The sequence below is a fragment of the Pseudomonas sp. S1_G07 genome (genome assembly GCF_054668565.1).
Window position 1 is genome coordinate 5,325,306 of the sequence record NZ_CP162778.1, and the last position, 19,467, is coordinate 5,344,772.

22 protein-coding genes are annotated in these 19,467 nt (G+C 62.0%); all 22 read right to left on the minus strand.

What is annotated here, in order from left to right; translation table 11 throughout:
- Window position 1: 1 nt before the first annotated feature.
- Window positions 2–787, minus strand: coding sequence for a flagellar biosynthetic protein FliR (fliR, locus tag AB4O05_RS24185; protein ID WP_460134913.1), 786 nt, complete (start codon window positions 785–787; stop codon window positions 2–4).
- A 4-nt stretch (window positions 788–791) separates the two neighbouring features.
- Complete coding sequence (gene fliQ / locus AB4O05_RS24190) at window positions 792–1,061, minus strand: flagellar biosynthesis protein FliQ (protein ID WP_003175300.1); 270 nt, start codon at window positions 1,059–1,061, stop codon at window positions 792–794.
- Between the two features lie 4 nt (window positions 1,062–1,065).
- A complete protein-coding gene (gene fliP, locus AB4O05_RS24195; protein WP_015885180.1) occupies window positions 1,066–1,809 on the minus strand; it encodes a flagellar type III secretion system pore protein FliP in 744 nt (247 codons plus the stop codon).
- On the minus strand, window positions 1,809–2,252 hold the full coding sequence (fliO, locus tag AB4O05_RS24200) for a flagellar biosynthetic protein FliO (protein WP_460134911.1): 444 nt from the start codon (window positions 2,250–2,252) through the stop codon (window positions 1,809–1,811). The genes fliP and fliO overlap by 1 nt, the downstream gene beginning before the upstream one ends.
- A 1-nt stretch (window position 2,253) precedes the next feature.
- A complete protein-coding gene (fliN, locus tag AB4O05_RS24205) occupies window positions 2,254–2,721 on the minus strand; it encodes a flagellar motor switch protein FliN (protein ID WP_460134910.1) in 468 nt (155 codons plus the stop codon).
- Window positions 2,722–2,776: 55 nt separating this feature from the next.
- Entirely contained in the window at window positions 2,777–3,745 is a 969-nt protein-coding gene (gene fliM, locus AB4O05_RS24210) for a flagellar motor switch protein FliM (RefSeq protein WP_460134909.1), read from the minus strand.
- A 9-nt stretch (window positions 3,746–3,754) separates the two neighbouring features.
- Window positions 3,755–4,258 carry a flagellar basal body-associated protein FliL gene (fliL, locus tag AB4O05_RS24215; RefSeq protein ID WP_460134908.1) on the minus strand — a complete coding sequence of 168 codons (504 nt, stop codon included), beginning with the start codon at window positions 4,256–4,258 and terminating at the stop codon, window positions 3,755–3,757.
- Between the two features lie 322 nt (window positions 4,259–4,580).
- Entirely contained in the window at window positions 4,581–5,918 is a 1,338-nt protein-coding gene (locus AB4O05_RS24220; protein WP_460134907.1) for a flagellar hook-length control protein FliK, read from the minus strand.
- Between the two features lie 135 nt (window positions 5,919–6,053).
- Window positions 6,054–6,398 carry an Hpt domain-containing protein gene (locus AB4O05_RS24225; protein ID WP_460134906.1) on the minus strand — a complete coding sequence of 115 codons (345 nt, stop codon included), beginning with the start codon at window positions 6,396–6,398 and terminating at the stop codon, window positions 6,054–6,056.
- 30 nt (window positions 6,399–6,428) lie between these two features.
- Entirely contained in the window at window positions 6,429–8,147 is a 1,719-nt protein-coding gene (locus tag AB4O05_RS24230) for an ATP-binding SpoIIE family protein phosphatase (protein WP_460134905.1), read from the minus strand.
- Window positions 8,144–8,449 carry an STAS domain-containing protein gene (locus AB4O05_RS24235; protein WP_460134904.1) on the minus strand — a complete coding sequence of 102 codons (306 nt, stop codon included), beginning with the start codon at window positions 8,447–8,449 and terminating at the stop codon, window positions 8,144–8,146. Before AB4O05_RS24235 ends, AB4O05_RS24230 begins: the two co-directional genes overlap by 4 nt.
- 75 nt (window positions 8,450–8,524) lie before the next feature.
- A complete protein-coding gene (gene fliJ / locus AB4O05_RS24240; RefSeq protein WP_460134903.1) occupies window positions 8,525–8,974 on the minus strand; it encodes a flagellar export protein FliJ in 450 nt (149 codons plus the stop codon).
- 3 nt (window positions 8,975–8,977) lie between these two features.
- The gene (gene fliI / locus AB4O05_RS24245) at window positions 8,978–10,336 is read right to left on the minus strand and encodes a flagellar protein export ATPase FliI (RefSeq protein ID WP_460134902.1); all 1,359 of its coding nucleotides are present in this window, start codon (window positions 10,334–10,336) and stop codon (window positions 8,978–8,980) included.
- Window positions 10,326–11,102 carry a flagellar assembly protein FliH gene (fliH, locus tag AB4O05_RS24250; protein ID WP_460134901.1) on the minus strand — a complete coding sequence of 259 codons (777 nt, stop codon included), beginning with the start codon at window positions 11,100–11,102 and terminating at the stop codon, window positions 10,326–10,328. Before fliH ends, fliI begins: the two co-directional genes overlap by 11 nt.
- Before the next feature lie 10 nt (window positions 11,103–11,112).
- Window positions 11,113–12,129 (minus strand): flagellar motor switch protein FliG, encoded by a 1,017-nt coding sequence (fliG, locus tag AB4O05_RS24255; protein ID WP_015885192.1) that lies wholly within the window; start codon window positions 12,127–12,129, stop codon window positions 11,113–11,115.
- On the minus strand, window positions 12,122–13,903 hold the full coding sequence (gene fliF / locus AB4O05_RS24260; RefSeq protein WP_460134900.1) for a flagellar basal-body MS-ring/collar protein FliF: 1,782 nt from the start codon (window positions 13,901–13,903) through the stop codon (window positions 12,122–12,124). Before fliF ends, fliG begins: the two co-directional genes overlap by 8 nt.
- Window positions 13,904–13,919: 16 nt before the next feature.
- Entirely contained in the window at window positions 13,920–14,249 is a 330-nt protein-coding gene (gene fliE / locus AB4O05_RS24265; protein ID WP_017134937.1) for a flagellar hook-basal body complex protein FliE, read from the minus strand.
- A gap of 131 nt (window positions 14,250–14,380) precedes the next feature.
- On the minus strand, window positions 14,381–15,757 hold the full coding sequence (locus tag AB4O05_RS24270; protein ID WP_460134899.1) for a sigma-54-dependent transcriptional regulator: 1,377 nt from the start codon (window positions 15,755–15,757) through the stop codon (window positions 14,381–14,383).
- Between the two features lie 6 nt (window positions 15,758–15,763).
- Window positions 15,764–16,975 carry a sensor histidine kinase gene (locus AB4O05_RS24275; protein WP_460137498.1) on the minus strand — a complete coding sequence of 404 codons (1,212 nt, stop codon included), beginning with the start codon at window positions 16,973–16,975 and terminating at the stop codon, window positions 15,764–15,766.
- A gap of 111 nt (window positions 16,976–17,086) precedes the next feature.
- The gene (locus AB4O05_RS24280) at window positions 17,087–18,562 is read right to left on the minus strand and encodes a sigma-54 dependent transcriptional regulator (RefSeq protein WP_460134898.1); all 1,476 of its coding nucleotides are present in this window, start codon (window positions 18,560–18,562) and stop codon (window positions 17,087–17,089) included.
- 171 nt (window positions 18,563–18,733) lie between these two features.
- Complete coding sequence (gene fliT, locus AB4O05_RS24285) at window positions 18,734–19,030, minus strand: flagellar protein FliT (protein WP_065940567.1); 297 nt, start codon at window positions 19,028–19,030, stop codon at window positions 18,734–18,736.
- Window positions 19,031–19,055: 25 nt separating this feature from the next.
- Complete coding sequence (fliS, locus tag AB4O05_RS24290) at window positions 19,056–19,460, minus strand: flagellar export chaperone FliS (RefSeq protein ID WP_460134897.1); 405 nt, start codon at window positions 19,458–19,460, stop codon at window positions 19,056–19,058.
- Window positions 19,461–19,467: the final 7 nt, after the last annotated feature.

Below are 19,467 nucleotides of genomic sequence, written 5' to 3' on the forward strand. Positions count from 1 at the left end.
CTCAGCGCGCCCGTGCCAGATCACGTAAAAACTGCAGGGCGTCGGTCGCCAGCGGTTGATACTGATTGAGAATGTCAGCCAGGCCGACCCAGAAAATCCACATGCCCAACACCAGGGTCAACGGGAAACCGATGGAAAAAATGTTCAATTGCGGCGCGGCGCGAGTCATCACGCCAAACGCGATGTTGACCACCAGCAACGCGGTGATCGCCGGCAGCACCAGCAACAGCGAAGCGCCCAACACCCATCCCAGGCGCCCGACAACTTCCCAGTAATGATTGACCACCAGACCCGACCCCACCGGCAAGGTGGTAAAGCTTTCGGTCAATACCTCGAACGCCACCAGGTGACCGTTCATGGCCAGAAACAGCAGGGTCACCAGCATGGTCAGGAACTGGCCGATCACCGCCGCCGACACACCGTTGGTGGGGTCGACCATGGAGGCGAAGCCCATGCCCATCTGGACCGAGATAATTTGCCCGGCGACCACAAAGGCCTGGAAAAACAGGCTCAGGGAAAAGCCCAGCATGGCACCGATCAGAATCTGCTCGGCGATCAGCATCAGGGCACTCAAGTCGAGGGCATTGACCGGCGGCATGGGCGGCAAGCCAGGCACGATCACCACGGTAATAGCCACGGCGAAATATAGGCGAATGCGACGTGGCACCAGGGTCGTACCGAACACCGGCATGGCCATCAGCATGGCCGTCACACGGAACAATGGCAGGATGAACGAGGCCACCCAGGTGCTGATCTGGGTGTCTGTCAACGCCAGCAGCGAGTTCATCCGGTCAGCCGATCAACTGCGGAATACTGCCGTACAGCTGCAGGATGTATTCCATGAAGGTCTGCACCAGCCACGGGCCGGCGACAATCAGCGTCACCAGCATCACCAGCAGGCGCGGCAGGAAGCTCAAGGTCTGCTCGTTGATCTGGGTCGCGGCCTGGAACATCGCCACCAGCAGGCCCACCAGCAGGCTCGGCACTACCAGCACGGCGACCATCATGGTGGTCAGCCACAGCGCCTCACGGAACAGGTCGACAGCGACTTCTGGGGTCATGGCCCTACACTCCGCCGAAACTGCTGGCCAGGGTGCCGATGATCAGCGCCCAACCGTCCACCAGTACAAACAGCATGATCTTGAACGGCAACGAGATGATCAGCGGCGACAGCATCATCATACCCATGGCCATCAGCACGCTCGCTACCACCAGGTCGATGATCAGGAACGGGATAAAAATCATGAAACCGATCTGGAACGCGGTTTTCAGTTCGGAGGTGACAAACGCCGGCACCAGGATGGTCAGCGGCGCCTGGTCCGGGGTGGCGATGTCGGTACGCTTGGACAGGCGCATGAACAGTTCAAGGTCGCTGGAGCGGGTCTGCGACAGCATGAAGTCCTTGATCGGGCCCTGGGCCTTGTCGATCGCGTCCTGGGCGGTCATTTTTTCCGCCAGGTAAGGTTGCAGGGCTTGCTGGTTCACCTTGTCGAACACCGGCGCCATGATGAACAGCGTCAGGAACAAGGCCATGCCGGTGAGGATCTGGTTCGATGGCGTCTGCTGCAGGCCGAGGGCCTGGCGCAGGATCGAGAACACGATGATGATCCGGGTAAAGCTGGTCATCAGCATGACGAATGCCGGGATAAAGCTCAGCGCCGTCATGATCAACAGGATCTGCAGACTGACCGAATATTCCTGCGCCCCGGCTGCGTTGGTGCCCAGCGTAATCGCCGGAATCGACAACGGATCGGCGCCGAACGCCAGCGGCGTGGCGAGCAACAGCATGAGCGTCAATAAAACGCGCATTACTTCTTATCCTTCTGATCCTTGCCCAGCAACTCCATCAGGCGCTGGGCGAATTCTGGCGTGGCGGGTTGGGATTGGGCCACGTTCACCGGTGTCTTGAGCACATGCAATGGGGTGATGCGGCCAGGGGTCAGGCCGAGCAGAATCTGCTCCTCGCCGACCTGCACCAGCACCAACCGATCTCGCGGGCCGAGGGCGCGTGAGCCGATCATCTCGATCACCTGGGCGTTGCCCGGCCCCACCTGCTGCACACGGCGCAACAACCAGGCGAGCACAAAGATCAGCCCCACCACCAGCAGCAGGCCCAGCACCAGCTGTGTCAGTTGCCCGCCAAGGCCACTGCCGACCGGTGCCGCTGCGGCTGCCGCGGCCTGAGCCATCGGCTCGGCTGCCAATGCCTCCAATGGCAGCGCAACGAACAGTCCCACCATGAGCCGCTTCATCTCAGCGCAACTTCTTGATGCGTTCGCTTGGGCTGATCACGTCGGTCAGGCGGATGCCGAACTTCTCGTTGACCACCACCACTTCGCCGTGGGCGATCAGGGTGCCGTTGACCAGCACGTCCAACGGCTCGCCGGCCAGGCGGTCCAGCTCGATCACCGAGCCCTGGTTGAGTTGCAGCAGGTTGCGAATGTTGATGTCGGTGCTGCCCACTTCCATGGAGATCGACACCGGAATGTCGAGGATCACGTCCAGGTTCGGCCCATCGAGGCTCACCGGGTCGTTGCTCTTCGGCACGCTGCCGAACTCTTCCATCGGCAGGCGCTTGCCGGCCGGCGCGGTGGCGGCGTCAGCAGCCAGCAGTGCGTCGATATCGTCCTGGCCGACATCGCCGGTTTCTTCCAGGGCTGCTGCCCATTCATCAGCCAGGGCCTGGTCTTCGGCGGAAGTGTTTTCGTGTTCGGTAGCCATTACATGTCCTCGGCGGAGCAAACATTCATAAATAGGGGTGCTTCAATGCAGTGGTTCAGCGACGGGGGATCGACTCAACCACTTGCAGCGCCAGGTTGCCCTTGTGGGAACCGAGCTTGACCTTGAACGACGGCACGCCGTTGGCGCGCATGATCATGTCTTCCGGCAACTCGACGGGAATGATGTCCCCCGGCTGCATATGCAAAATGTCCCGCAGGCGCAACTGGCGACGAGCAACGGTGGCGCTCAGCGGCACGTCGACATCCAGCAGGTCTTCGCGCAGGGCCTTGATCCAGCGTTCGTCCTGATCGTCCACGTCGGACTGGAAACCGGCGTCGAGCATCTCGCGCACCGGCTCGATCATCGAGTACGGCATGGTCACGTGCAGGTCGCCGCCACCGCCATCGAGTTCGATGTGGAAGGTGGAGACCACAATGGCTTCGCTGGGGCCGACGATGTTGGCCATGGCCGGGTTCACTTCCGAGTTGATGTACTCGAAATTGACTTCCATGATCGCCTGCCAGGCTTCCTTCAAGTCGATGAAGGCTTGCTCCAGCACCATGCGCACCACCCGCAGCTCGGTGGGGGTGAATTCACGGCCCTCGATCTTGGCATGACGGCCGTCACCGCCGAAGAAGTTGTCCACCAGCTTGAACACCAGCTTGGCGTCGAGGATGAACAGGGCGGTGCCACGCAGCGGCTTGATCTTGACCAGGTTGAGGCTGGTGGGCACGTACAGCGAATGCACGTATTCGCCGAACTTCATCACCTGCACGCCGCCCACCGCCACGTCCGCCGAACGACGCAGCATGTTGAACATGCTGATGCGGGTGTAGCGGGCGAAACGTTCGTTGATCATTTCCAGCGTCGGCATGCGTCCACGGACGATGCGATCCTGGCTGGTCAGGTCATAACTTTTGACGCTGCCGGGCTCGGCAGCCATTTCGGTCTGTACCAGACCATCGTCCACACCGTGCAACAGTGCGTCGATTTCATCCTGGGACAGCAGGTCTTGCACGGCCATGTCGTGGTCCTACTGCAATACGAAGTTAGTGAAGAGCGCCTGTTCGATCACGACTTTGCCGAGCTCTTTCTGGGCCACTTCCTGCACGCTGGCAGTGACCTTCTGGCGCAGCATTTCCTGGCCCACCGGGGTGGCCAGGGCATCGAAACTCTGGGCGGAGAACAGCATCACCAGGTTGTTGCGGATCACTGGCATGTGCACTTTGAGTGCTTCCAGGTCCGCTGCGTTACGCGCCAGCAAGGTGATGCTCACCTGCAGATAACGTTGACGACCATTCTGGTTGTAGTTGGCGACAAAGGCCGGAAGCATCGGCTCGAAGATTGCCGGTTGCTTGACGTTAGTGGCGGTCTCGGCAGCAGGTGCCGCTTTGCTTGCGTTGGTGTGCATGATGTACCAGGTGCCACCCACCGACGCGCCGATGGCCAGGAGCAGGCCCACGACGATTAGCAGGATAAGCTTGAGCTTGCCTTTGCCTGCGGGTGCTTTTACTGCTGCGTCGTCGCTCTTCGCCATGCCAATAATCCGTCACTATTCGGGGATTCATAGATCTACGGAAAGGCAAGAGCAAGTGTTATGCCAGAGTTGTCTGGGCAATCTGGAGAATGGCGCGGGCCAAGGAACACCACCGGTCAAATATGGGAGGCCCCACTCCCTCTTCGACGTAGCGCTGTCGAGCAGCAAACGGGAATCCTGTGGCGAGCGGGCTTGGCGAATCGTCGCACCACCCGCTCGCCACAAAAATGCGCTCGACTGAAATGGCTATGCAACTCCGGACCTCAGGGTGAAGTTTCAACCCTTTAAAATCAGCTCCACACTGGCAGAGTTTCGACAGAAATCAGGCGTAGTAGTCGACGGCGCTGGAGCCGACCACCGTCGAGGTCACCGGCGCCATCGCTTCAGCCACATCGACGTGGCTGCCGCTGTCACCGCCGTCAACGCGACCGCCACTGTTGCCCACGCCACGTGTCTGCGCTTGCTGTTGCTGCTGCTCCTGGCCACGGGACTGATCGGACACGTTGACGTCCACCTGCCCCATGCCCTGCTGCGCGAACATCTCCCGCAGGCGACCGGACTGGCTTTCCAGGGCTTCACGCACCACCGCGTGGGCGCTCATGAAGCTGACCTGGGCCTGCTGGTCGGCCGTCATATTGACCTTGATATCCAGGCGTCCAAGCTCAGCCGGCTGCAACTGGATCTCCGCCGATTTGAGGCTGGCGCTGGACAGGTACATCACGCGGTTGACGATTTCGTCGGTCCAGCCGCTCTGGTGCATGGCCAACGGCGCATTGACGACCGGCGGCAAGGCGTTGGCGGTTTTCGGCGTGGCCGCCTGGGTCAGGGCCGCCAGGCGATTGGCGAAGTCATCGACGCGGGTGTCGCTGCTGGCGCTCTTCAGGTCCTTGAGGCCTTCTTCGATCAGACCGCCGAAGGCCTTGTCGCCACCCTGGCCGGTGCTGTCCTTGGTGGCTTGCTGATCGACCATCGTGGCCAGGCCGGCGGCAAAGTTCTGTGCGGCGGTCGGCTGGTCCTGGGAGGTCGTCGGCGCGGTCTTTGCCGGCGCCTGGCTGCTGGCCGAGACATGCCCACCCTGCTCCATCGCCAGGCGCACGGCCGGCATGGCGTCCAGAGGATCGGCCTCAGGGTCGAACGCCGGCTTGGCCTCCTCGGTGGCCGCGATCGGTGCAGCAGCCACAGGCTGAGCCTTGTCATCCTTGGCTGACGCCACAGGCGCCGGGGTTTCCACCGGCACCGGAACGGCTACCGGGGTGACAGCGGCGATCATGGCCGGATCGACCACTGGATCAACCGGCGGCTGTTGCACCAGGGTCGGGTCGACGGGTGCGGCGTCATCGGTGCTGGCGCTGTCGTCGGCGGTGGCCGCTGGCTTGGCAGGCAAGGTATTGCCGCTATCGGCAACCGTCGGCGTGCTGGCGGCAGGCGTGTCGCTGCTGACCGCCGGCTTGGCGCTGGGGTCAGAAGGCTTGTCCCGCGTGGGCTTGGGCGCGTTGTCGTCAGACTTGGCGGTGGGTTTCGCGCCTTGGTTGGCGAACACTTGAGCGAAGCCAGGGCCCTTGTCCCGTGGGTCCGCGGCCGCTACCGACGGGGTGGCGACGGGCGCTTGAGGCTTGGCCGCGGGGGCAGCCTGAAGAAGCGAATTGGGAGCGACTGGCATAGGTAAAGGTCTCCACTGCATGAAGGTCGGGGATGCAGTATCAGGAGGTAGAGCAAGAGTCGGGCCAAGTTTTTCGGGAGCGCGTCAGCCCGTGTGCCCATGCGTTTTTGCGGTAATGGAAAGGTGCTCGGTCAATCACATCTGAAACCGCTGCCGCTCCGACTCATACAGCGGCCTCACCAGCGCAAACTCATGATCAATCTGATCGACCAGCGCCCCCAGGTCCGCTGTGGACTCAACGGATTCCACCTCCAGGCGCTGGCACAACTGCGCCAGCCGCACCGCTCCGAGGTTGCCGCTGCTGCCCTTGAAGCTGTGCGCGATCCGCCCCAAGGCCTTGGCGTCATCGCGCGCCTTGCGCAGGGCTTCGATGCGCTTTTGCGAGTCATCGAGGAAGGTCTCGAGCAACTTGGGATACTCGTCTTCCATCACTTCCTGCAAACCCGACAACACCTCGGGGTCCATATGTATATCAACCACTTGCTCGCTCCCTGATCAAGAATCGCTGGATTATGCCAGAGCCCCCCAGGAAAACTCTACGCAGACACTGCGCCCGCCATCGGACCAGCGCACATCGTCACTCAGCCGGCGCACCAGGTTCAGGCCTCGACCAGACAGGCGGTCGACGTCGAGGGGTCGCGCCAGCACGGCTTCCACGTCGAACCCGGGGCCGCTGTCTTCGAGACGCAGGGCCAGGGTGCCGCCCGTCACGGTCGGCGCCACATGCACATGCACCCGCACGTAGCCGCTGTTCAACCGCGCCAGGCGGTCATTGCGCTGGCGATAATACTCGGCAAAGCCCTGGGCATCGCATTTGAGCCGCGAGTCCAGGCCCAGCACGCCGTGCTCCAGTGCATTGGAATACAACTCGGCCATCACACTGTAGAGCGCGCCGCTCTGCTCGCGCAGGCCATGGACCTCCAGCAGCAGTTGCAACAGGTAGGGCAATGGGTTGTAACGCTTGAGCGTCTCGGCGCGGAATTCGAAACTTGCCGACCAGTCCAGTGGGCATGACTGGCCGCTGTCGGCATACAACGGCCCCGTCGCCCGCAGCGACTGGCCGGGCCGCAGGGTAATTTCCACCATGCTGACGTCATCCCGCGCCTCACCGCAAAATGCCGCCAGGGCCTGTTCGATATCCTCGAACAACCGGTCCGGTTCGCGGTTGGCGGCGAAGACCTGCTGCAACCGCTCAGTGCCAAACAATTGGTCGTTGGCATCGGCGGTATCCAGCACACCATCGGAGAGCAGGAACACTCGATCCCCCAACGTCATGGGCCAGACTTCAGTGCGGTCATCAAAGGCTTGCGCCGACAGCACCCCCAATGGCAAATGCCGCGACTGCAGTGGCGTACGCTTGCCGCTGGCGACTTCATGCACGTAGCCGTCAGGCATGCCGCCGTTCCACACCTCCACCGCTCGTCGTTCGGTACTCAGGCACAACAGGGTGGCGCAACAGAACATGTCCACCGGCAGGATGCGCTTGAGCTTGGCGTTCATCTCCCGCAGGATCTGCGTCAGGCCATAGCCCTTGGCCGTCATGCCGTAGAACACTTCCGCCAGCGGCATGGCCCCCACTGCCGCCGGCAGACCATGGCCGGTGAAGTCGCCCAGCAGCGCGTGCATATCGCCCGACGGCGTGTAGGCCGCCAGCAGCAGGTCGCCGTTGAACAGCGCATAGGGCGATTGCAGGTAGCGAATATTCGGCGCGGCGTTGATACAGCCGGAATGGGCGACCTTATCGAACACCGCCTTGGCCACCCGCTGCTCATGCAGCAGGTAGTCATGATGCCTGGCGATCAGGTCGCGCTGCTGCAACACCGTGGCCTGCAGGCGACGCAGGCGATCCATGGCATTGATCTTGGCGGCCAGGATCAGCGGGTTGTAGGGCTTGGGCAGAAAATCATCGCCGCCGGCGTCCAGGCACTCGGCCAGGGCAGCGCTCTCGCGCAAGGAGGTGAGGAAGATAATCGGGACCAGTGCTTCCCCCGCCAGTTGCTTGATCCACCGCGCGGCGGCAAAGCCATCCATCACGGGCATCATCGCGTCCATCAACACCAGTTGCGGGCGCTCACGGGCAAAGACTTCAACGGCCTCCTCGCCGTTGCTCGCGGTGAGCACCTGGTGCCCCTGGCGCCTCACAATGGTGGACAGCAACAGCAGGTCGGCGGCGCTGTCTTCGGCAATCAGGATCGTCAGCGCCTCCACTACCGAAGCCACGGCACTCAACGAATGTCGAACAGTTGGTTGAAGTTGGAGATCGCAAGAATCTTTTGCACGTCGCTGGTGCTGTTGATCACCCTGACTTCAGCGCCGTCGCTCGACGCGTAGTCACGCAGCAGCAGAAGCATGCCCAGGGCCGAGCTGTCCATATAGGTGGTTTCCTTGAGGTCGACCACATAGGTCTCAGGCACCTTGTAGAAACTCTCGTAGGACTGACGAAACGCCTGATGGCTGCCGAAGTCGAACCGGCCGTTGATTGAGATCGTCAACTTCTTCCCATCCAGGGATACTTCTGACTTGATTGACATGTGACTGCTTCCTTGTCATTGGCAATAGAGACAAGGTGTAGCAGGTGATAGAGATAGGGGCAACTTTAGCCTGGATCAGTAGGCATCTTTGCGCGGCAGGCGCTGGGACAACTCATCGAGCAGTTTCTGCTCGCGCTTGTCTTCAAGCGCCCGCGCTTCGTCGATATAGCGCTGCACCAGCTTGCGCAGGCCCTCGACCCGGGCAAACGCTTGCTGCCAGCTCTCGCGGGCCTTGTCGAGGTTGTTCTGGTGCCAGGCGAGGCTTTGGCGCTGCTGGCCAACGGCGGTTTCCAGCTGGTTGAGAAAGCCCTGGTAGCCCATCAACCATTGGCCCGACACGCCTTGTGTGCCACGCTCGATCCATTGCTGCTGGTATTCGCTGCGAAAGCGCTCGAGGTCGCCCAGCTTGCTTTCCGCCAGGCGCACCTGGCCTTGAAAGTAGCCCAGGCGCTGCACAGCGGTTTTTTCGGCCTTTTCGGCCATGTCCACCACGGGAGCCAGGCGCGCAGCACGGCTGTTGGCCATGGCTTAGCCGCCTGGCGCGGGGGCGAAGATCGAGCCCAGGTGGGCTTCGCTCTCACCCATGCTGATCTTGTCGTTGAGGCCCTGGCGCAGGTACGTCACCAGTTGCGGTTGCAGGGCGATCGCCAGGTCGGTGTCACGATCGCCGCCAGCCACGTAGGCGCCCACGCTGATCAGATCGCGGCTCTGTTGATAGCGCGACCACAATTGTTTGAACTGCTGGGCGCGGGCCATATGCTCGGGCGTGACCACCGCCGGCATCACCCGGCTGATGGACGCTTCGATATCGATGGCCGGGTAATGCCCCTCTTCCGCCAGGCGCCGTGACAGCACGATGTGGCCGTCGAGCACGCCTCGCGCCGAGTCGGCGATGGGGTCCTGCTGGTCATCGCCTTCGGACAACACGGTGTAAAACGCAGTGATCGAGCCACCACCGGCCTCGGCGTTACCGGCGCGCTCCACCAGTTTCGGCAGTTTGGCGAACACGGAAGGCGGATAGCCCTTGGTCGCCGGCGGCTCGCCAATGGCCAGGGCGATTTCCCGCTGGGCCTGGGCGAAACGCGTGAGCGAATCCATCAGCAGCAGGACGTTCTTGCCCTTGTCGCGGAAATATTCAGCGATACGCGTGCAGTACATGGCGGCACGCAAGCGCATCAGCGGCGCATCGTCCGCTGGCGACGCAACCACCACCGAACGCTTGAGGCCCTCTTCACCCAGGCTGTGCTCGATGAACTCCTTCACCTCGCGGCCCCGCTCGCCGATCAGCCCCACCACAATGATGTCGGCCTCGGTAAAGCGCGTCATCATGCCCAGCAACACCGATTTACCCACGCCGGTACCGGCGAACAGGCCCAGACGCTGGCCACGGCCGACCGTCAATAATCCGTTGATACTGCGAATGCCCACATCCAGCGGCACGCTGATGGGGTTGCGGTTGAGCGGGTTGATGGTGGGGCCGTCCATCGGCACCCAGTCTTCGGCCTTCATGCCACCCTTGCCGTCCAGCGCGCGACCGGCACCGTCGAGCACACGCCCGAGCATGCTCATGCCCATCGGCAGGCGACCGGTGTCGGCCAGGGGCACCACGCGGGCGCCAGGGGCAATGCCGGCCAGGCCACCGACCGGCATGAGGAAAATCTTGCTGCCGGAAAAGCCCATCACTTCGGCTTCGACCTGCACCGGGTGGTAACTGTCGTCGTTGATCACCATGCAGCGGCTGCCCATGGCGGCACGCAGACCCTCGGCTTCGAGGGTCAGGCCGACCATGCGCAACAGGCGCCCTTCAAGGATCGGCTGGCCGGGCAACTCAGTGGCCTCGGTATAGCCATCCAGGCGCTTGGCGAAGCTGGTGCGGTCAAGGCGCATCGACGGCGTCCAGGTCCAGGTCCAGGTCCAGGCTCAGGTCAGGCTCGGCCGGATTGAGTGCTTGCTCGTGCTGCTGGTCCAACAGCTTGGCCATGATCTGGCTGATGCGGGTTTCCACCGTGGCGTCGATGCGGCTGTGTTCGGTCTCGACGCGGCAGCCGCCAGGCTGCAGCGCCGCATCTTCGACGATCCGCCAGGTTTCTTCATGCCGCTCGCGCAGGGCTTTGACCTGTTCGAAATCCTGCGGGTTGATATACAGCCGCACATTGCCCACGCCCAGGGGCAGCAGCTTGAGGGCTTCACGCATCACGCTTTCGATTTGGCTGGAGTCCAGCACCAGTTCGCGCTGGATCACCTGGCGAGCGATGTGCTCCACCAGACGTACCATGGCTTTTTCGATCTGCGAATCCTGCTCGCCGATCGGGTCGAACAGGCTGCCCATCAAGCGTTCCAGGCTGGCCAACTTGACGCTCAACGCCGCTTCGGCTTCCTGGCGCACCTTGAGGGTGGTGCTGCGAAAACCGTCCTTCTCACCGGCGGCAAAGCCTTCGTTGTAGGCTTCCTGGCGGATGCTTTCCAGTTCTTCCAGGGTCAGTGGCTGGACTTCTTCCAGCGGCACTTCTTCCATTTCCACCGGCGGCTCTTCCACCGGTTCCGGCTCAGGCTCGGGCACGTGCGGGTCGAAGCTGGGCAACGACCAGATGTCGAACCCGCCGACATCCCGCGCGCGAATCAGATCGCTGGGAGCCTCATCTTTGTTCGACATGAAAGGCGCCTTAGATCATTTCTTCGCCGCCCTTCCCGCCGAGAACGATTTCTCCGGCTTCGGCCATACGGCGGGCAATGGTGAGGATTTCTTTCTGCGCCGTCTCCACGTCGCTGACACGCACCGGGCCCTTGGCCTCCAGGTCGTCGCGCAACAGTTCGGACGCACGTTTGGACATATTCTTGAAGATCTTCTCCTTGACGCCTTCGTCGGAGCCCTTGAGTGCCAGTACCAGCACATCGGAGGACACTTCGCGCAGCAACGCCTGGATGCCACGGTCGTCGACATCGGAGAGGTTGTTGAACACGAACATCAGGTCTTCGATCTGGCCGGACAGGGTGTCGTCGATCTCGCGGATCGAGTCCATCAACTGACCTTCGACCGAACTGTCGAGGAAGTTCATGATGTCGGCCGCGCGCTTGATACCGCCCAAGGTGGTACGCGAAGCGTTCGAGTTGCCCGAGAACTGCTTCTCGAGGATGGTGTTCAATTCTTTCAACGCCGCCGGCTGCACGGTGTTCAGCGACGACACGCGCAGGATGATGTCCAGGCGCACTTTATGGTCGAAGTGGCCCAGCACTTCACCGGCCTGGTCCGGGTCGAGATAGGCCACCACGATGGCCTGGATCTGCGGGTGCTCGTAGCGGATCACGTCGGCGACGGCACGCGGCTCCATCCACTTGAGGCTGTCCAGGCCACTGGTATTGCCGCCCAGCAGGATGCGGTCGATCAGGCCGTTGGCCTTGTCTTCGCCCAGGGCCGAGGTGAGCATCTTGCGGATGTAGCTGTCGGAACCGACGCCCAGGCTGGTCTGGTCGCCGACGATCTCGACGAACTCGCTCATCACCTGTTCGACTTGCTCACGGTGCACATTGCGCATTTGCGCCATGGCCACGCCGACACGCTGAACCTCTTTGGGCCCCATATGACGCAGCACTTGGGCAGCGTCGGTTTCACCCAGGGACAGCAGCAGGACTGCGGCTTTGTCGACCTTGGTGAGTTTGGCAACAGCGGCTCGATCACTCATCTGCGTTAATCCACTCTTTCACGACCTGGGCCACACGACCCGGGTCTTCCGCCACCAGGCTCTTGATTGCATTCAACTGAGCGTCATAGCCTTCGCTCGGGCTCGGCAACAGGATACTCTGCGGGCCGCCGAGGCTGACGCGGTCGTTGGCCAGTTCGCCGTCCAGGCCGCCCATGCCACCCAGCTCCACGTCGCCGCCACCGAAGGCCGCCAGTTGTTGTTTCTTGCCATGGCCGGTGATGTTGTTAAGTACCGGACGCAGCACACCGAACACCAGCACCAGGATGAACAACACGCCCAGCACTTGCTTGACGATGTCCCAGAACCAGGGCTGCGAGTAGAACGCCGGCTCGGCGATCACTTCGCCACGTTCGGCGGAGAACGGCATGTTGATCACGCTGACGCTGTCACCGCGGCTGGCATCGAAACCAACGGCGTCCTGCACCAGGCGAGTGAAGCGCGCCAATTCGTCGGCGTTCCATGGCGCACGGGTAACGGCGCCGTCAGCAGGGTTGACCTTGACCTGGTCATCGACCACCACCGACACCGACAGGCGATTGACGCGGCCCTGTTGCTGCTTGGTGTGGCTGATGGAACGGTCGAGTTCGAAGTTCTTGGTGGACTGGTTACGCTTGTCCGCCGGGTACGGGGCGAGCATCGGCTGGCCGGTGGCCGGGTCCATGATCTGTTGGCCATTGGCGTCCAGCAGCGGCTGGCCAGGCTGGATCGCGCCAGCGGTGGCGGCGGCGCCCCCGGTGGTTTGCGGGGCCGAGGCCGGAGCCGGGGGCTGGTTGCTGAGGGCGCCCGGCACACCTTGCGGGCCGTTGCTGGCGGTGCGTTGTTCGCTGGTGGACTGCTCGCTGCGCAGGGCCGGCTGGTCCGGATTGAACTGCTCGGAGGTCGACTCGACGGCGCTGAAGTCCACGTCGGCGGACACTTCAGCCTTGTAGCGGTCGTTGCCCAGTACCGGTTGCAGGATGTTATGCACACGCTGGGTGAGCATGCTCTCCACGCGGCGGCTGTAGTCGAACTGCTTGCCGGCCATGGTCAATGCGGAGTTTTCGAGCTGGTCGGACAGCAGGTTGCCTTTCTGGTCCACCACGGTGATCTGGGATTTGCTCAGCTCGGGAACGCTGGTGGCTACCAGGTTGACGATCGCGTTGACCTGGCCAGGCTCCAGGGAGCGGCCGGAAAACAGTTCGACCAGTACCGAGGCACTTGGCTTGCGTTCGTCGCGCACAAACACCGAGCTTTTCGGGATGGCCAGGTGCACGCGGGCACCCTTGACGTTGTTCAGGCTGGAAATGGTGCGCGCCAGTTCGCCTTCCAGGCCACGCCGGTAGCGGGTGGCTTCCATGAACTGGCTGGTGCCCAGGCCCTGGTCCTTGTCGAGGATCTCGAAACCGATATTGCTGTCGGACGGGGTCACGCCGGCGGCGGCCAGCTTCATGCGCGCACGGGCCACATCGTCGGCCTTGACCAGCAAGGCGCCAGAGTTGGGCTCCACGGTGTAGGCGATGTCGGCGGCGGCCAGGGTTTCCATGATCTGCTTGGAATCCATGCCCGCCAGGCTGCCGTACAGCGGCCGGTAATCGGGCTGCTGCGACCACAACACCACGGCAAAACCAATCGCCACGCTGGCAGCCAGGCCGACCAACAGGCCCACCTGACGCAACATGGTCATTTCCGAGAGGTTTTCCAGGAACGACAGGCCAAACAGCGGCGGCTTGCCGTCTGCCTTGGCGGGTACGTTGTCCACGACTGCTTCTGCCATGACTTAACTCTCGCCCTTAAACCGGCATCTGCATGATGTCTTGATAGGCTTGAACCAGTTTGTTACGCACTTGGGTCAGAGCCTGGAAAGAAACGCTGGCCTTTTGCGAGGCGACCATCACATCGGTGAGGTCCACGCCGCTTTTGCCGATCTCGAACGCGGTAGCCAACTGGCTGGAGGCTTGCTGGGTATCGCTGACCTTGTTGATCGCCTGACCGAGCATGTCAGCAAAACTGCTTTGGCCCAATTCCGGCGCTGGCGCGACGGATTTCGGTTGAGCCATGGCGTCCATTTGCATGGAGCGCATATCCAACATCAACCGATTGAACTCAATACCCTGGCTCATGAACTTCTCTCTCCGACAACCCGCATTTTTTTTGACGCTACGCCGCAATTACCAGGAGAGGTGCAACAAGGGTGCCAGCTCTGGATCAACTCGTAAGAAAAGGCGACAAACCTTGTCAGGCTTGTTCCGACTCATGTCGCAAAAAGATAGGCTTCCACGTCCATCCCGGCGTCACGCATCTGCGCCAGTTTATAGCGCAGGGTGCGCGGGCTGATGCCCAGGCGCTCGGCCGCCTCCTTGCGCCGGCCGCGCTCGGCGCGCAGGGTGTCGATGATCATCTGGAACTCGCGGCGACGCAGGTCGTCGCCCAAGGCACCGCCAGACTCCGCCTCGACCACCACAGGCGCGGGCGCCAACGTGGGCAATGGCGCGGCGCCGCTGCCCATGGCCAGGCAGAAATCCTGGGGCTGGATCAACCCGCCCTGCTGCAGGATCAGCGCGCGCTGGATGGCGTTGTCCAACTCGCGCACATTGCCCGGCCAGGGGTAGCTGATCAGGCACGCTTGAGCCTCGGCCGACAGCCGCGCCTGGGCGTGCTTCATTTTTTTGACGTGGTTGTTCAACAGGCGCTCGGCCAATGGAATGATGTCCGCCGGGCGTTCGCGCAACGGGCGCCAGGCCAGGGGAAACACCGACAACCGGTAGAACAAATCCTCCCGGAAGCGCCCCGCCGCCACTTCGCCGGCCAGGTCGCGGTTGGTGGTGGCAACCACACGGATATCCAGTTGGATCGGCTTGCGTGCCCCGACGCGCTCCACCTCACGCTCCTGCAGCACCCGCAGCAGCTTGGCTTGCAGGCCCAGAGGCATTTCCGAGATCTCATCGAGCAGGATGGTGCCGCCGTCGGCCTGTTCGAACTTGCCCGCCTGGGCCGCGATGGCGCCGGTGAACGAGCCTTTTTCGTGACCGAACAGCGTGGCTTCGAGCATGTTGTCGGGAATCGCCGCACAGTTGATCGCGATAAACGGTTGCTTGGCGCGGGTCGATTGCTGGTGGATGTAACGCGCCAGCACCTCCTTACCCGTGCCGGATTCGCCGGAAATCAGCACCGTGGAATCACTGCGCGCCACCCGGGCCGCGAGCTCAAGCAATTGCGCACTGGCCGGTTCGAAGGCAATCGGGCCGTCACTTTCGCTGGCCGGGATCACACCCAGGGCGTGCCGCGCCACCAACTCGATCAATGCCTTGGGTTCGAACGGCTTGACCAGGTAATCCGCCGCGCCTTGGCGCATCGCATCCACCGCCCGCTCCACCGCGCCGTGGGCAGTCATCAACAGCACAGGCAATTGCGGCTGACGGGCGCGCAACAGGCCGAGCAACTGATGGCCGTCCATGCCGGGCATGTTCACATCGCTGACCACCAAACTGAAGGACTCCTGCTCGACAGCCTCCAAGGCGTCCTCGGCAGAACCGACCGCCCGGTAGTCATGGCCCGCCAACAGCAGCGTGTCTGCCAATGCTTCACGCAGGGCGCGATCGTCTTCCACCAATAGAACCTTGATAGCCATGACTCTTTACTCCGTGCCTGCCGCGCATGAGAACAGCGGCAAGGTCATCAATGCACAGGTGCCACGCCCCACACGGGAATGCAGCTGCAATTCTCCCTGGTGGGCACGCGCCACCGCCTTGACCACGGTCAGGCCCAGGCCGGTGCCGTTGGTCTTGGTCGTGAAAAAGGGCTCGCCCAGGCGCTTGAGCACCGCAGGCTCGATACCACTGCCGCTGTCGCTGATGCACAGGCGCAGGGTTTGCGCGCGGTTGTACAGGTGCACCTTCAGGCGTGCACCCGGACCGCTGGCCTGGATGGCGTTCTCGATCAGGTTGAGCAGCGCGCCCACCAGGGTGTCGCGGTTACACAGCAACTCGCCGAGATGGCTGTCGCACTGCCAGCGTATTTGCGTGTCCTGAACATGCGCGGCCGCGGCGGCTTGCAGGGCTTGCAGCAACCCGGCCGGGGTCACGCGGTCGGTCAGCGGCAGCTCGCCCCGAGCAAACACCAGCATGTCGCGCACCTGGTGCTCCAGCTCATGCAGGCGCTCCTTGAGGCGCCCGGCAAATCGTTGGTGGGTGGCGGCGGGCAATTGCTCATCAGTCAAATGACTGGCGTAGATCAGTGCAGCCGACAGGGGCGTGCGGATCTGATGCGCCAACGACGCGACCATCCGCCCCAACGATGACAAGCGCTCATGGCGCGCCAGCTGGTCTTGCAAGTGACGGGTTTCAGTCAGGTCGTTGAGCAACACCAGTTGGCCGGGCTCGGCATCCAGTGAACGGGTGGCAATGGACAAGCGCCGCCCGTCCTTGAGGGAGATTTCGTGGCCGTCGTCTTCACGCGGCGCAAAGCAGCGTGTGATGACGTGGCGCCACAGCTCGCCTTCCAGCGGCAGGCCGAGCATGTCGCAGGCGGCCGGGTTGGCTTCGCGCACGCGGCCATCTTCATCGATGACGATCACGCCACCGGGTAACAGCGACAGCAGGTTTTGCAGGCGGTTGGCCAGGCGTTCTTTCTCGGCCAGCTCTTCCATGCGCTGGGCACTGACCACCGCCAGCTCGCCTTTGAGCTCGCAGACCCGGGCTTCCAGCAGGCTGTAGGAATCGGTCAGTTGGCTGGACATCTGGCTGAACTGCGAGAACGCCTGCTCGAGACCCTGGCGGGTCGGCGGCTCTACAGGCAGTACCAGCCCCTGGATGGCGGGGGTCGAAGATACTTGGGCGGCGTGGGGCATCATGCTCTCTCGCTTGGCTGACCGTCAGTTAAACGGAACGTTGCGAGGGCTGTAGCAATACCCGTGCCTAAAAAAAAACCGCTGACGAATCAGCGGCTTGTGAAACAGGCGTCAATCATCCGCCTGTTCATCACCTTCTCGGCGGCTCATACCGTACTTGCGCATCTTCTCCACCAGGGTGGTTCGGCGGATACGCAGGCGTTCGGCGGCACGGGCGACAATGCCGTTGGCGTCGTCCAGCGCCTGCTGGATCAGGCCTTGTTCCAGGTTGCCCAGGTAGTCCTTGAGGTCGAGGCCTTCGGGCGGCAGCATGGCAGTGGAACCGAAGTCCGGGGCATGGCCGTTGATGGCAACCCGCTCTTCCATATCGCTGCGCAGGCTGTCGACCAGTTGCTCGTCTTCGTCGTCGACATAGCGGAATTTCTTCGGCAACTCGACCACGCCGATCACACCGTAGGGGTGCATGATCGCCATGCGCTCCACCAGGTTGGCCAGCTCACGGACGTTGCCCGGCCAGCCGTGGCGGCACAGGGACATGATCGCAGCCGAATTGAAACGAATCGAGCCGCGCTTTTCGTGCTCCATGCGCGAGATCAGTTCGTTCATCAGCAGCGGAATGTCTTCGACGCGCTCGCGCAGCGGGGCCATCTCGATCGGGAATACGTTGAGGCGGTAGTACAGGTCTTCGCGGAAGCTACCCACCTCGATCATGCTTTCGAGGTTCTTGTGGGTGGCGGCGATGATGCGCACGTCGACGCTCTGGGTCTTGTTGCTGCCCACGCGCTCGAAGGTGCGCTCCTGCAGCACGCGCAGCAGCTTGACCTGCATCGGCAGTGGCATGTCGCCGATTTCGTCAAGGAACAGCGTGCCGCCGTTGGCCAACTCGAAACGCCCGGCACGGCTGGTGATCGCCCCGGTAAAGGCGCCCTTCTCGTGACCGAACAGTTCACTTTCGAGCAGCTCGGCCGGGATCGCTCCGCAGTTGACCGGCACAAACGGTCCGTCGCGGCGCTTGGAATGGTAATGCAGGTTGCGCGCGACCACTTCCTTGCCGGTGCCGGACTCGCCGAGGATCAGCACGCTGGCATCGGTATCGGCCACTTGCTGCATCATCTGGCGCACATGCTGAATGGCGCGGCTGGTGCCGACCAGGCTGCGAAACAGGTTGGGCTCGCGGTGACGACCGCGCTCGCGGGCCTGATCGTACATTTCGCGATACACCTGGGCGCGGTGCAGGGAGTCGAGCAATTTGCTGTAGCTGGGCGGCATTTCCAGGGTGGAAAGCACACGGCGGCGCTGGTCTTCCGGCAGGTCGATGGAAGAAATATCGCCCATCAGCAACACCGGAAGGAACTCATCCCAGGTAGACAGTGTCTTTAACAAGCCCAAAACAGCGCCAGGAGCGTTTACCGTCCCGATCAGCACACAAATGACTTCACGGCTCGACGACAACGAGCTGACCGCCTGCTGCCAATCATGGCTGCCGCAGGGCAAATTTTCTTCACCGAGAAAATTCAAAATCACCGCTAAATCGCGGCGGCGGACGCTATCGTCATCAATCAGCAGAATTTTGGTTTCACGCCACATGCAATAGCAACTTCCCTAGTAAAACTTCCTGCCCCGGAGCGAGGGCAATCGAGGCGCCTGTAAGACTTCTTACCTTACTAGACGTCTGAAATCTGAAAACAGCACTAGTTAAGTCAAAAATGCTGGCACAGTCAAATATATGACGCGCCGGTCGCGATTAACTACGCCTGCTCAGCCGAACAGATGGTAAACCTTTGACGCATTTTTCGCTTGGTTGATCTGCGACATCTCTTCAAAAATCGCCTGGCGCTCGCCGGTCGTCACCTCAAGCAGTTGCTGGTACACCGCCAGCAGGCTCTCGAGCTTCTCACGCAACGCATCTTCGTCCACTGGCGCTTCACTGAGCACTTCGTCAATCACGTTGCGACAGCCCATATCCAGCTCGCCGATGGCGTCCCAATTGCGGTCCGCCAGCGCGCCGATCAGGGCTTCGCGGGTTTCGTCGATGCGTTGCAGTGCGTGGCTCATGACGTATTCCTCAAGACCGACGGCCTTATTGTGCGGCACCTTGCGGCGCGCCGATGGCATCCCAACCCTCTTTCACAGTAATCAGCAACTGCGCGACTTCGTCAATCATGTCGGCGTCATTGTGTAGATTGGCTTCCATCAGTCGGTTGCTCATGTACACATACAGACCTTCCAAGCGCTGAACGTATTCCTTGTTGTCACTTTTTTCCGCATTCAGGCCATCACGCAGACCAATAATGATATCCGTGGCTTTGCCCAACATCAGGCCCTTCTGCGCAATATCACCACGCGCCAGGGCACCCTTGGCTTGCGCCATCCGGTCCAGGCCACCTTCCATCAGCAGTTGCACCAGGCGATGCGGGCTGGCTTCGGAGATTTGAGCGTGGGAATTGACCTTCTGGTATTGGCGAAGGGCTCTCATGGGATTCATGTTTCTA

What these genes read in the sequence shown, in the direction of transcription:
- fliR (WP_460134913.1), bottom strand. Translation starts at nt 787, where the DNA reads ATGAACTCGCTGCTGGCGTTGACAGACACCCAGATCAGCACCTGGGTG.
- fliQ (WP_003175300.1), bottom strand. Translation starts at nt 1,061, where the DNA reads ATGACCCCAGAAGTCGCTGTCGACCTGTTCCGTGAGGCGCTGTGGCTG.
- fliP (WP_015885180.1), bottom strand. Translation starts at nt 1,809, where the DNA reads ATGCGCGTTTTATTGACGCTCATGCTGTTGCTCGCCACGCCGCTGGCG.
- fliO (WP_460134911.1), bottom strand. Translation starts at nt 2,252, where the DNA reads ATGAAGCGGCTCATGGTGGGACTGTTCGTTGCGCTGCCATTGGAGGCA.
- fliN (WP_460134910.1), bottom strand. Translation starts at nt 2,721, where the DNA reads ATGGCTACCGAACACGAAAACACTTCCGCCGAAGACCAGGCCCTGGCT.
- fliM (WP_460134909.1), bottom strand. Translation starts at nt 3,745, where the DNA reads ATGGCCGTGCAAGACCTGCTGTCCCAGGATGAAATCGACGCACTGTTG.
- fliL (WP_460134908.1), bottom strand. Translation starts at nt 4,258, where the DNA reads ATGGCGAAGAGCGACGACGCAGCAGTAAAAGCACCCGCAGGCAAAGGC.
- AB4O05_RS24220 (WP_460134907.1), bottom strand. Translation starts at nt 5,918, where the DNA reads ATGCCAGTCGCTCCCAATTCGCTTCTTCAGGCTGCCCCCGCGGCCAAG.
- AB4O05_RS24235 (WP_460134904.1), bottom strand. Translation starts at nt 8,449, where the DNA reads ATGTCAATCAAGTCAGAAGTATCCCTGGATGGGAAGAAGTTGACGATC.
- fliJ (WP_460134903.1), bottom strand. Translation starts at nt 8,974, where the DNA reads ATGGCCAACAGCCGTGCTGCGCGCCTGGCTCCCGTGGTGGACATGGCC.
- fliI (WP_460134902.1), bottom strand. Translation starts at nt 10,336, where the DNA reads ATGCGCCTTGACCGCACCAGCTTCGCCAAGCGCCTGGATGGCTATACC.
- fliH (WP_460134901.1), bottom strand. Translation starts at nt 11,102, where the DNA reads ATGTCGAACAAAGATGAGGCTCCCAGCGATCTGATTCGCGCGCGGGAT.
- fliG (WP_015885192.1), bottom strand. Translation starts at nt 12,129, where the DNA reads ATGAGTGATCGAGCCGCTGTTGCCAAACTCACCAAGGTCGACAAAGCC.
- fliF (WP_460134900.1), bottom strand. Translation starts at nt 13,903, where the DNA reads ATGGCAGAAGCAGTCGTGGACAACGTACCCGCCAAGGCAGACGGCAAG.
- fliE (WP_017134937.1), bottom strand. Translation starts at nt 14,249, where the DNA reads ATGAGCCAGGGTATTGAGTTCAATCGGTTGATGTTGGATATGCGCTCC.
- AB4O05_RS24270 (WP_460134899.1), bottom strand. Translation starts at nt 15,757, where the DNA reads ATGGCTATCAAGGTTCTATTGGTGGAAGACGATCGCGCCCTGCGTGAA.
- AB4O05_RS24275 (WP_460137498.1), bottom strand. Translation starts at nt 16,975, where the DNA reads ATGCCCCACGCCGCCCAAGTATCTTCGACCCCCGCCATCCAGGGGCTG.
- AB4O05_RS24280 (WP_460134898.1), bottom strand. Translation starts at nt 18,562, where the DNA reads ATGTGGCGTGAAACCAAAATTCTGCTGATTGATGACGATAGCGTCCGC.
- fliT (WP_065940567.1), bottom strand. Translation starts at nt 19,030, where the DNA reads ATGAGCCACGCACTGCAACGCATCGACGAAACCCGCGAAGCCCTGATC.
- fliS (WP_460134897.1), bottom strand. Translation starts at nt 19,460, where the DNA reads ATGAATCCCATGAGAGCCCTTCGCCAATACCAGAAGGTCAATTCCCAC.